The sequence below is a fragment of the Kitasatospora sp. NPDC001539 genome, from assembly GCF_040298565.1.
Classification (GTDB): Bacteria; Actinomycetota; Actinomycetes; order Streptomycetales; family Streptomycetaceae; genus Kitasatospora.
Window position 1 is genome coordinate 1 of sequence record NZ_JBEPAK010000228.1, and the last position, 11,359, is coordinate 11,359.

The 11,359-nt window shown below is 75.7% G+C and carries 7 protein-coding genes and 1 pseudogene; 1 reads left to right on the plus strand and 7 read right to left on the minus strand.

What is annotated here, in order from left to right; translation table 11 throughout:
- Positions 1–62: 62 nt before the first annotated feature.
- The 6 genes from ABT247_RS26755 to ABT247_RS26780 form a co-directional block, all read right to left on the minus strand.
- Complete coding sequence (locus tag ABT247_RS26755; RefSeq protein WP_350747004.1) at positions 63–302, minus strand: chaplin; 240 nt, start codon at positions 300–302, stop codon at positions 63–65.
- Between the two features lie 93 nt (positions 303–395).
- Positions 396–713 carry a hypothetical protein gene (locus ABT247_RS26760; RefSeq protein WP_350747007.1) on the minus strand — a complete coding sequence of 106 codons (318 nt, stop codon included), beginning with the start codon at positions 711–713 and terminating at the stop codon, positions 396–398.
- The gene (locus ABT247_RS26765) at positions 710–3,280 is read right to left on the minus strand and encodes an Hsp70 family protein (RefSeq protein WP_350747009.1); all 2,571 of its coding nucleotides are present in this window, start codon (positions 3,278–3,280) and stop codon (positions 710–712) included. The genes ABT247_RS26760 and ABT247_RS26765 overlap by 4 nt, the downstream gene beginning before the upstream one ends.
- 31 nt (positions 3,281–3,311) lie before the next feature.
- Complete coding sequence (locus ABT247_RS26770; protein WP_350747011.1) at positions 3,312–4,148, minus strand: nucleotide exchange factor GrpE; 837 nt, start codon at positions 4,146–4,148, stop codon at positions 3,312–3,314.
- Entirely contained in the window at positions 4,145–4,570 is a 426-nt protein-coding gene (locus tag ABT247_RS26775; RefSeq protein WP_350747013.1) for a hypothetical protein, read from the minus strand. The genes ABT247_RS26770 and ABT247_RS26775 overlap by 4 nt, the downstream gene beginning before the upstream one ends.
- A gap of 266 nt (positions 4,571–4,836) precedes the next feature.
- Positions 4,837–8,997, minus strand: coding sequence for a hypothetical protein (locus ABT247_RS26780; protein WP_350747016.1), 4,161 nt, complete (start codon positions 8,995–8,997; stop codon positions 4,837–4,839).
- 215 nt (positions 8,998–9,212) lie between these two features.
- Here ABT247_RS26780 and ABT247_RS26785 point away from each other — a divergent pair, with 215 nt between their 5' ends.
- A complete protein-coding gene (locus ABT247_RS26785) occupies positions 9,213–10,985 on the plus strand; it encodes a serine/threonine protein kinase (RefSeq protein ID WP_350747019.1) in 1,773 nt (590 codons plus the stop codon).
- Between the two features lie 144 nt (positions 10,986–11,129).
- Here the strand turns inward: ABT247_RS26785 and ABT247_RS26790 are convergent.
- Positions 11,130–11,359 (minus strand): annotated as a pseudogene (locus ABT247_RS26790) (heavy metal translocating P-type ATPase); the annotation flags it as partial.

An 11,359-nucleotide genomic window follows, 5' to 3' on the forward strand; every position in this document is an offset into this window, starting at 1 on the left:
GGGGGTGCGGACACGGCACGGGGGCCGTCCGCCGACTGCGGCGGACGGCCCCGGTGCTGCTGTCACCCGTTGATGCAGATGTTGCCGAACGCCGGGTTGAGGAGCCCGATCACGTCGATCGAGTTGCCGCAGACGTTGGCCTCGAGGTTGATCGGGACCTGGATCAGGTTGCCGGACAGGATGCCCGGCGAGTTGGCGGCGATGCCGTTGGCGGTGGCGTCGCCGGCCGCGGCGGTCCCGGCACCGGCGAGGACCGTCACTGCGGCGAGCGCGGTGGCGGCGAGGGTGGTGCGAATACGCATTGCGTCACTCCTTGTGAGGGTGGCGAACAGTCGGTGTGACGATCACACTCGCACCGATGGAACTCGACGGCAGTCCGGGAGCGTCCGAATTGGTCACTCAGAGGGCGTGTCGCGCTGTTCCCGGTCCGCGGCGGACCTGGCGGATCCGCTCACGGTCAGTGATTCCAGCAGCTCCCGGGCCGGTTCAAGACCGGGCTCGGCCGCCACCGCGCGGTGCAGCAGCCCGAGTGCGAGCGCCCCGTCCCCGGCCGCCAGGGCGTCCAGCGCCCGGTTGTAGTCGATCCGACCGGCGTAACGCAGGCGGAACAGCGCGGACAGGTCCTCCCGGCAGGACGGGCAGCCCAGCGCCTGCCGGTCCGCCGGTACCTTGCACAGCGGGCACAGCACGTCCAGGGGGGTCACGGTGCTCATCGCGGACCGGCCTCCTCCGGGCGGACCGGGCCGAGCGACTCGGCGGCCGGCTCGCTGCCGAGCTCCCGTTGCGCCTGCGCGTAGAGGGCCAGCAGGTTCGACATGTGGGTGTTGACCGCCTCCATGTTGGGGGCCTCCACCGCCTCGTCCAGCCCGCGCAGCTCCGCCATGATCCGCTGGGCCAGCGCCGACGAGACCATGCTCTGGTTGACGTAGACGTTGCACATGGTGAGCATCCGGAAGGTGTGCCCGAGCGAGTCGCACAGCTCGTCCGCCTTCTGGGCCGCCCGCATCGCGCCCTCCCAGTCCGCCGCCTCCCGGCGCAGCCGCAGTTCGGCGGCCACCGAGCGCAGCCGGTCCAGGTCGCTCGGGTCCAGGTGCTTCTCGCAGTAGTGGATGAACAGGCTCAGGTAGGCCTCCGAGCCGCGCACCCAGCGCTGGGCCTTCAGCTGGCGCTGCGCGCGCTCCAGGGCCTCGTCCACCGACTGGCCGCGGGTCTGCCCGGCCGCCAGGTCGTCCAGGGCGTCCATCAGCCGCTGCGCCTCGCGCATCTCCGCCTCGGTGAGCTCGCCGCCCCAGCGGTCCGTGAAGGACTCGATCTGCCGCTGCTGCTCCTCGACCTGCACCTTCAGCTCGGGGTCGAGGGTGACCCGCTCCAGCTTGACGGTCTTCTCCCCGCCGCCCTGGATCCGCACCGACAGCGTGATCGTGCGGTCCCGGTCGAGGCCGAAGGAGACCTCCACCGGCGTACGACCGCCGAGCCCCTCGGGCAGCCGCAGGGTGAGGTGGCCGATGAGCTCGTTCTGCTGGGCGATCTCGTGCTCGCCCTCGTAGACCGCCACCTCCAGCCGCTGGCGGCCGCTGCCGGAGACCACGAACTCCCGGCTGACCGGCGAACTGGTCGGGTAGCTGGTGTTCTTGGGGATGATGACGGCGAGCCGGCCGTCGTTCAGCTCGATGCCGAGGTTCTTCGGGGTGATGTCGAAGGGGTTGGTGACCTGCATCAACTCGCCGCAGCCGGTGCAGGCTTCGCTGCCGGGCGGGCTGACCGTCCCGCAGGCGGCGCAGCGCAGGCCGACGTCCTCGGCGGCGGTGGAGGCCACCCTGGTCTGCCCGGGGGCCGCCGAGTTGAGCGCCTCGCCGCACAGTTCGCAGGCGGTGACGCCGGGGGCGGCCGGGGTGCCGCAGCGCGGGCAGTTGTCGCTGCGCACCACGGTGACGGACTGCGCCTGCTTCGGCACGGTCGCGCCCGGTGTGGCCGAACCTGCCATGTCGTGACCGCACTTGGGGCACTCGGCAGCCGCGGTGTCCACCGGGATGTGGCAGGTCGGGCAGGACACCCGGTCGCCACCGAGCAGGGAGGTGGCGCAGTTGGCGCAGTTGGAGGCGGAGAGGTCCCCGGGGGCACGGCACTCGGGGCACTCCACCTCGCCGACCAGCGCGGACTGCACGGCCGCGCCGAGTGCCACGCACTGCATCGGGTTGACGCCGCGCTTGATCCGGTGGTTGCCGAAGACCTCGCCGAGCCGCCGGGCGACCAGCGGGATCGACGTCGAGCCGCCGACCAGCACCACCTCGTCGATGTCCCCGACGGTCAGGTTGGCCTGCATGATGGCCTTGTGGGTGAGCTCGATGGTCCGCTCGATCTGGGCCTCGATCAGCTCCTCGAAGCGGCTGCGCTCGAACTCCGTCTCCAGCACCAGCTGTCCGGCGCCCAGGCCCGGCAGGATGACCTCGGAGGACTGCTGGTTGGACAGCTCGATCTTGACGGTCTCGGCGGTGGAGGCGATCTTCGGGCGGTCGCGCAGGTCGGGCTGGTAGTCCGACCCGTACTCCTCGCGGATGTCCTCCAGCAGCGCGGTGGCGATCGCGCGGTCGAAGTCGTCACCGCCCAGCAGGTTGTCGCCCTCGATACCGAGCACCGAGACCGAGCCGGGCACCAGCAGCAGGATGGAGATGTCGAAGGTGCCGCCGCCGAGGTCGTAGACCAGGACGGTCCGGCCCTCCTCGCTCGCGTCCCCGGCCAGGCCGTACGCGAGCGCAGCGGCGGTCGGCTCGTTGATGATCCGCAGCACGTGCAGGCCGGCCATCCGGCCCGCCTCCTGGGTGGCCGCGACCTGCCGCTCGCCGAAGTACGCGGGAACGGTGATGACGGCCCGGTGGAACGGCTCGCCGAGGCGCTGCTCGGCGTCCTCCTTGAGCCGGTGCAGGATGATCGCGGAGATCTCGATCGGGGTGTAGGAGCGGCCGTTGAACCAGACGTTGACGTCTCCGTCGGTGCCGGCGGTGACCTTGTAGTCGACCTCCTTGAGGGCCACCTGCACCTGCGGGTCCTTGAACTTGCGGCCCATGAAGCGCTTCACCGAGCGGATCACGTTGGCGCCGTCGATGGCGGTGCGGCTGCGTGCGGTGGAGCCCACCAGCAGCTCGCCCTTGCGGCCGCTGCCGACCACGGAGGGCGTGGCCTCCTGGTTCTGCCGGTTGAAGATGATCTCCGGCTCGCCCCGGCGCAGGTGGGCGACCACCGAGTTGGTGGTGCCCAGGTCGATGCCGAGTGTGCGGTACATGTCGTTCCCCTCTTGCCCCTCGTGGTCCTGGCTACTTCTTGTGCTTGCCGCGCTTGCCCTGCCTGCCCGCGGCCTTGGCCTGCCGACGGACCCGGGGCGGCACCGGCCGGGCGGCGGCCTCCCCGCCCGCCGGCGTCCCGTTCGGCGGTGCCTCGGTCAACGGCCCCTCGTCCGAGGTTGTTTGACTCGACGGCGCCCCGCCCGGCGGCGTTTCGCCCGACGACGCCCCGCCCGACGGTGCTTCGCCCGACAGGCCCTCGGCAGACGGCGCCCCGCTCGACGGGACCGCGGTCGACGACGGGCGCACGTTCGACGGCGTCTCCAGCTCGGGCTGCTCCGGCCCCGGCGCGGTGAGCCGGGGGTCCTCCACCGCCGGCAGCGCCGACTCCGGAGCGGCGACCACCACCTGGGCCCGCCGCAGCACCTCCTGCTCCCAGAAGAAGCCGGTCACCACCGTCTGCACCACCGTCTCCGGCGCGACCCCGGGCCGCACCTCGGTGCCGACGATTTCGGTCAGCGCCGGATCCGCCGCCAGGCCCTCCAGCCGCATCGGCCGCACCCCCGCCTTGGCGAGCCGGCCGAGCAGTCGCCGGCGGGTCGCCTCGATGCCCGCACCCCGGCCGAGCGCGACCAGCTCGCGGTCCAGGCCGAGCGCGGCGAGCGCGTCGTCCACCTCGACCAGCACGCCCAGCAGTTCGCGCTGCTCGGCCCGGGCGGCCTGCTTCTGCTCCGTCAGCTTGCTCCCCAACAGGGATGCCCGGAAGAGGAGTTGGCTGAACTTGCCGTCCAGGTCGACGGATTCGACGCCCGGCGGGACCTCCAGTCGCTGGTGGCCGTCGAGCAGGGATGCGGTCGGTGCGTCGGTCATTCGGGTACCTCGATCTGCGGCAGCACGGACAGGTCGGCCGCGTAGCGGACGGGGACGGGCGGTTCGGGGTCGGCTCCGCCGGGCGGGGGCTCGGCGAAGTCGGCGGCCAACTCGGCGCGGTGCAGGGCGAGAAGGGCCGGGGCGGGCGGCAGCGGCGGGCGCTCGATCACCAGCAGCGGCTCGGCGAGCGCGGGCGCGAGCAGGTCGGCGGCCTGGTCGACGGGCTCCGGCGGAAGCGGCTGCTGGAGGTCCACCTCCAGTCGCCGGTCCGGGTTGCGCAGCAGCGCGGCGGCGTCCTGGATCTGCTGGCGGGTGAACCGGCCCGCCTTGAGCGCCTTTCCGACCGAGAGGTTGATCTCGCGCACCCCGGCCGTGAGCGGGATGCCCAGGACCTCGTACGGCGACGGTTCGTGCAGTGGCATGGCGGGCGGCCCCTCTCCTCACGGCTGGTCGGTCACGGCTGGTCGGTCACGGCGGGTTCACTCACGGCTCTGCGGTCACGGCTCGCCCCACTCTCCGCGGCGCTCGGCTCCGCGCACCGGCTCCGTCCCCTCGGCTCCGCGCACGCGGCGGACCGTAGGGCGCGGGCCGTCCGGCGCGCACGGCCGGCACGGCCGAGCGCGGACGACCGAGCGCGGACGGCCCGGCGTACGGTCTACGACGACGCCGGCCGCCCCCCGGTTGCCGATCAGCGGAGCATGTTGATGCGCACCTGGAGGGAGCGCAGCTCCGGATCGCCCGGATTGTGCTCGACGGCCTGGCGGACCAGGTGGCGGGCGTCCCGGTACTGGCGGGCGTTGGCCCGGGCGACGGCGTAGGAGCTGTAGACGATGCCGAGTTCGGTGTGCAGCTTTGCGGTGTCCTCCGGGGTGCGGGAGAGCGCGAGCGCCTCCTCCAGCAGGCGGATCGCCTCGGTGTAGCGGCGCCCGTCGTAGTGGCCGATCGCCTCGCCGCGCCAGACGCTGACCATCAGCCGGCGGATGTCGGCCGAGTCGTCGTAGGACTTGGCCTTCTGCAGCATCGCGGCCTGGGCGGTGAACGGGCTGTCGGCCATGTTGTCCAGGACGTGGTTGGCGAGCAGCACGGCGACCCGGCGCGGGGCCTCGGCCGTGACGTCGCCGTCCCAGTCGGGGTCGGCGCGCAGCGCCTCGGCCATGTGGGCGACGGCGCCCGCCCGGTCGTCGGCGAAGGCGGCGGCGCGGGCCAGCTGGCGGTGCACGAAGGCGAGGCCGTGCCGGTTATCCGGGTCGTCGCTGAGGTCGATCAGCAGCCGCCACATCCCGGCGGCCTCCTCCAGGTCCGCGACCGGGGCGTCGGGGCGGCTGAGTTCACCGGCCCGGTTGCCGAGGGCGGCCTTCAGGAAGTGCCGGGCGGTCGGGTCGCCGGGGACGAGGTCGAGGCTGCGCTGTAGCAGGTCGATGGCGCGCGGGTAGTCCTTCTCCTCGTTGTTGATCTTGCGGGCCCACTGGGCGTACGTCGCGCCGAGGTCGCCGCGCACCTCGCGGTCGTCCGGGGCCAGCGCGAAGGCCTTCTCCAGCAGCGCGGCGGCCCCGGCCTGGTCGTCGTCGCTGCTCTTGAGCAGGGCGCGGGCGGCCCGGACGCCGGACTCGGCGGCGATCCTGGCCGCGTCGGCGGGCAGTTCGACGCCGGGGACGATCCGGGCGCGGGTGAGGCAGTCCAGGGCCTCGCGCCAGTCCTGGAGGCGGTGGTGTTCGCGGGCCTGGCTGATCAGGGCCTCGCCGAGCAGCGCCTGCCAGGCCTCGCCGCGCTGGTTCTCGGGCACCGCGTCCAGGGCGGCGACGGCGGCGGCCTGGCGGCCCTGGAGGTTCAGGTAGCGCTGCGGGCCGAGCTCGCCGAACAGGCCGAGGGCGCGGGTGAGGGCGGGCGCACCGAGCCCGGCGGGACGCTTCCAGGCCCGTACGGCCTGCTCGAACGCCGGTGCCCAGGCGGCGAGTTCGGGCTGGGCGCGGAGCAGCCGGTCGAGGGTGGGGCCGACGGCGAGGCGGCGGGCGGGGCGGCCGGGCAGGGTGATCCGGACGTCCTCCTGGGCGAAGGCGTCGGCGGCGTGGGCCTCCATGCCCAGGCGCAGCGTCCAGGCGGTGGCCTCGTCGCCGGTGCGTCCGGCGGCCCGGTCGAGGGCGCGGAGGTCCTCGCGGAGGCGGTCGGTGAGGGCGGTGCGGGCGGTGGCCCTCCGCTTCGGCTCGACCGGGCGGCCGGTGATCCGGGCGGACTCGGCCCACAGTTCGTCCTGGTGGAGGGCGGCGACCAGGCAGCCGAGCGTCCAGGCCCAGACCTGCTCGTCGGCTTCCCCGGCGGCCTCCTCGGTGCCGGTGGCAGGCTCCCCGACGGCAGGGGCCTCGGCGGCGGGGCCCCCGGCGGCGAGCCGGTAGCCGGAGAGCCCGAGCGCGTGCAGCAGCCGGGGATGGGCCGGGTCCTTGAGCAGCAGCGCGCGGTAGGCCCGGTAGGCCTCGCGGTGGCGGCCCTCGAGGGCGTGCTGGTGGGCCTCGTGCTCGCCGAGCAGGACCAGTGCGCCGGCCGCCTGGGGGTGGCCGGGTGCGAGGGCGAGGGCCTGGCGCAGGTCAGCGGCGGCCCGTCCGGGCTGTTCGGCGGCGAGGGCGGCGCCGGCCCGGCGGACCAGGACGGCGGCCCGGGCGGCGTCGGCGTCCTCCGGGAGCTCGGCCAACGCCTCGTCGAGGCGGCCGAGTTCGGCGCGCAGCAGGGCGAGGTCGAGTCGCAGCGGCGCGGCGGCGGCGCTGTCGCCGAGGGCCTCGGCCCAGGCGGCGAGGACGGGTTCGGCCTGTTCGGGGGTGCCGGCCCGGCGGGCGCAGTCCAGGACGGCCCGCAGGGCGGGCCCGGAGCAGCGGACACAGCGCGCCGGGGCGCCCCCGGCGGGGGCGTGCAGGTGGTCGGAGCAGGCCTCGCGGCCGCAGCCGCCGCAGCCGCCGGTGGCGGGGCGGTCGCAGACGGCGCAGTCGCCGAGGGGTTCGGCCTGGGAGCGGGGGGCGCCGGGCGAGGCCAGGAAGTGGCGGTACCAGTCCAGCGCGGTGGCCCAGTTGCCGGCCCGTTCGGCGAGCAGGGCGCGCAGCCGGGCGAGGGCCGGGTCCCCGGTCGGGTCGGGGTCGAGCGGCCCGAGCAGCGCGATGGTCTGGACGGGACGGCCCGCGAGCAGGGCCGCCGCCGCGAGGTGGTAGCGGTCGCGCTGCCCGGCGGTGGCGTCGAGCAGGGCGGTGACCTGCTCGGGGACGCCGTCGGCCAGGGCGAGGGCCGCCCGCAGCCGGGACTGCCGGTGGGTGAGGGCGCCGGGCAGGGTGTCGGCCAGGGCGAGGGCGGCGGCGGCGCGCCCGCGCGTCTCGGGCCGGTCCCGGCCGGTGGCGAGCAGGTGGGCGGCCTCGCGCAGGGCGGCCTCGCGCAGCGCGGCCCGGTAGCCGGGGGCGGCGGGGTGCTCGGCCGCGGCCTGCTGCCACAGTTCGCGGGCGGCGGCCGGGTCGGCGGCGAGTCGGGTGCGGGCGAGCCGGTCGCGGGCCATGGCTTGGCGGGCGTGGAGTTCGGGATCGTCGAGCGCCTCCCAGCGGGCGAGGGCGCCGGCCTGGTCGCCGGTGCGGGCGAGGGCGAGGCCGTGGTGGAAGGCGGCGATCCGGCTCCAGCGGGAGTCGGGTTCGGTGTCGGCTTCGGCACGCAGGACGGGCGCGGCCTCGGCGGGGCGGCCGGCGGCGGTCAGGGCGGCGCCGAGTCGCACCCGGGCGGGGCGCCAGTCGGGGGCCTGGTCGAGGCCGGCCCGGTAGTCGGCGGCGGCCTCGGCCGGGCGCTCGGCCCGTTCGTGGACGAGGGCGAGGCCGAACCTGGCCGGGGCGAAGGAGGGTTGGACGGTCAGGGCGGCGGTGAACTGCTCCTGGGCCCGGTCGTCGGCGCCGAGCAGCAGGGCGAGCCGGCCGAGGGCGTAGCGCGGGCGCGGGTCCGCCGGGGCCTCCTCGGCGGCGGCCGCCAGGTCGGCCCAGGCGGCGTCGGTGGCGCCGAGCCGTTGGCGGGCGAGTCCGCGGAACAGCAGGCTGTCGGTGCGCAGCGCCGGTCCGCGTCCCCAGGGCGAGGGCTCGCCGGGGCCGCGGTTCAGTGCTTCGTCGAAGGCGGCGACGGCGGCTTCGTCGCGGTGCTCGGTGAACAGCTGGGCGCCCCGGCGGAACCAGAGTTCGCCGCTGCCGCCGGGCGCGGCCGCGGCGAGCAGGGGCTCGGTCTCGGCGGTGCGGCCGGTGGCGCGCAGCAGGGCGGCCCGGGCGAGCACCGGCCAGTCCCGGCCGGGCAGGGCGGCGAGGGCGCGGGCGGTGGCGTCGTCGCGCTGTGCGGTGGTGCCCTCCCGGCACAGCTGTTGCAGCCAGTGCTGGGCGCGGGCGGCGGCTTCGGCCTCCTCGCCCGGCTCGGCTCCGGCGGCGGTGGCCCGGAGGAAGGCGAGCAGCGGGCCGAGGTCGCCGTCGGGGGCCAGCATCCGTTCGTCGGCGAGGCGGCGCAGGCTCCACCGGGGCAGTTGCCGGGCCGGATCGGTGAGCAGCGGGAAGGCTTCGCGGTGGAGGGCGACGGTGGCCTGCTGGTCGCCGGTGGGGATGGTGGCCTCGGCCTGTCCGAGCAGGGCGAGGCCGCGCTGGGGGCGGAGTTCCTCGGGCCCGGTGGCGAGTCGGCGGGCCAGTCGGGCGTAGTGGCGGCGGGCCTGGGGGGCCTTGCCGGCGGCGAGCTTCTCCGCGGCGGCGGCGAGGGCCTTGGCGACGCCCGCGGCGTCCAGGGCCGTTCGCCTGCGCCCGAGTACGACGGCCGCCACTGCGGCCAGTGCCACCACGACCAGTAGCACCGCGGTCAGCAGCATGCACCGTCCCCCTGTTGTCCGACAGACGCCGACTCATGATCAACAACCCCCGTACGATCATGATTTGACGTTGTTTCGTGATGTTGCTCCCGGCGCCCATCAGAATAGGCCCTCCTCAGGGTGGACGAACAGGAACCCGGACTATCCTGGGCAGCGCATCGGCAGCATCAGCAGCGGTGACAAGCGTCGGGGGTCGTGTGTCCGAGTCTCGTTGGGTGCCCGGGCTCCGCTTCGGGCCCGAGTTCGACCCCGAGCAGTACGAACTACTGGAGTTCCACCACCGCGGTGGGGAGGCCGAGGTGTGGCGGGCCGTGCGCACCGGCCACAACGGGATCAAGGAGCTGGTCGCCGCCAAGATCATGCTGGAGCGCGACCCGTCCGAGGTGCGCCGCTGGCTGGGCCGCTGGGACGACGTGTCGCACAACGCCCACCGGCTCGGCGTCACCGACCTGGTGGTCCCCAGCTTCCTGCTCGGCCCCTCCCCGCACCGGCCCGGCACGGTGCCCTCCGGCGGCCTGCTGGGCTACCAGATCTCGCCCTGGGTCGACGGCGTACCGCTGCACACCTGGGCCCGGAGCCAGCGCGGCGGGCAGACGGCGGTGGCCGAGGTGCTGACGCGGCTGTGCCGGATCGTCGACGAGCTGCACCGCAAGCGCTGGGTGCACCGCGACATCTCCCCCGCCAACGTGCTGGTCGACGCCCAGGGCCAGGTCAAGCTGATCGACCTGACCTTCCTCGCCCCGCTCGACCACACCCTGACCGTCGCGGTCTTCACCCCCGGGCACGTCCCGCCGGAGGCGGAGCAGGTCGGCGGCTTCCCCACCACCGCCAAGGACCTGTTCGCGGTCGGCACCCTGGCCCGCACCCTGCTGCTGCCCGACCACGGCCGGCTCGACCACCGGCTCGCCGCCGAGCAGGCCCGCGCCGAGCTGCTCGCGGCCGGCTACGGCGAGGAGTTGGCCCGGTGGGCCTGCGAACCGCTGGCCCGCGACCCCGACCGCCGCCCCTCCCCGCTCGGCCCGTGGGCGGCCCGCGGCCGCGAACTCCTGCGCGCCCACCCGCCGGTGGCCCGCACCGCGGGTCTGGCCGTGCTGCCCGACCGGGCCGGCCGGCCGCTGGCGGTCACCGGCGGTGCCGACGGCATCGCGCTGGCCGGCCCCGGCCCCACCGGTCACCGGCTCCCGGCCGGCCAGGGCCCGGCGGCCGTACGGGAGGTGACGGCCGGCTGGGCCGGTCGCCAGGGTGAGCTGACGGTCTGCGCCGAGGACCGGGCCGGCACGCTCTGGGTCGGCACCGCGACCGGCTGGTGGGAGGCGGCGCGCGGGGTCGCCGGACTGGCCGGGGCCGTCAACGCAGCCGGGGAGCTGACGGTCTGGACGGCGGCCGGCGGCACCCTGCGGTCCTACCGCTGGGCACCCGGACTTACCCTCACCGGCCAGGAGCACACCGGCTGCCCCGCCGACCGGGTGCTCGCGGCCGAGGAGGAACGCCCCGGCGCCTGGCTGGTCCTGGTCGAACACCGCGAGCGCGTGCTCGGCTGGCGGCCGGGCATGACCCGGCCGCCCGTTCCGCTCGGGCCGCCCGGAGCCCTGCGCGCCGGCGCGCTGGCCCGTACCTCCGCCGGACCGCAGGCCGCCACCCTGCGGGCGGACGGCTCGGTGCAGCTGCACGCCCTCGACGCCCCCGGGCCGGGCACGGAGATCGGCGACGGGGAGCCCGCCCTCGGCATCGCCATGGCCGGCCACCGCGGCGGGCCGACCATCGCCCTGGCCGGCGCGGGCGGGGTCCGGTTGCGGCTGCCGGCCGGTGGCGCGTCGCGGCGGCCGCGCTGGTGGCGGCCCACCCTGCGCCCGGCCACCCGGGTCGCGCTGGCCGTCGGGGACGACTGGCGGCTGTGCCTGGCGGCGGTGGTGGAGGGCGAGTTGCAGGTGTGGCAGGAGGACGCGGCGTACCGCTGGCAGGCGGTGGAGCTGCCCGGGGGGCCGTGACGGCGAACCGGCGTGGCCCGGGGCGGCGCAGGCCCTGTCCGGCGGGCGCAGGGCGCCCCGGCACAGCCGGGGGGCCGGACGCGCCGAGGCCCCGGAACCGCTGGACGGTTCCGGGGTTTCCGGTCGGCGGCCCGGGGGCGGAGGTCAGCGGAAGCGGCGGAGCCGGAGGCTGTTGCCCACCACGAAGACCGAGGAGAAGGCCATGGCGGCGCCGGCGATCATCGGGTTGAGCATTCCGGCTGCGGCCAGCGGCAGGGCGGCGACGTTGTAGCCGAACGCCCAGAAGAGGTTGCCCCGGATGGTGGCGAGGGTGCGGCGGGAGAGCCGGATGGCGTCGGCGGCCGCGCGCAGGTCGCCGCGGACCAGGGTGAGGT

Coding starts and splice junctions, on each gene's coding strand:
- ABT247_RS26755 (WP_350747004.1), bottom strand. CDS start 302: ATGCGTATTCGCACCACCCTCGCCGCCACCGCGCTCGCCGCAGTGACG.
- ABT247_RS26760 (WP_350747007.1), bottom strand. CDS start 713: ATGAGCACCGTGACCCCCCTGGACGTGCTGTGCCCGCTGTGCAAGGTA.
- ABT247_RS26765 (WP_350747009.1), bottom strand. CDS start 3,280: ATGTACCGCACACTCGGCATCGACCTGGGCACCACCAACTCGGTGGTC.
- ABT247_RS26770 (WP_350747011.1), bottom strand. CDS start 4,148: ATGACCGACGCACCGACCGCATCCCTGCTCGACGGCCACCAGCGACTG.
- ABT247_RS26775 (WP_350747013.1), bottom strand. CDS start 4,570: ATGCCACTGCACGAACCGTCGCCGTACGAGGTCCTGGGCATCCCGCTC.
- ABT247_RS26780 (WP_350747016.1), bottom strand. CDS start 8,997: ATGCTGCTGACCGCGGTGCTACTGGTCGTGGTGGCACTGGCCGCAGTG.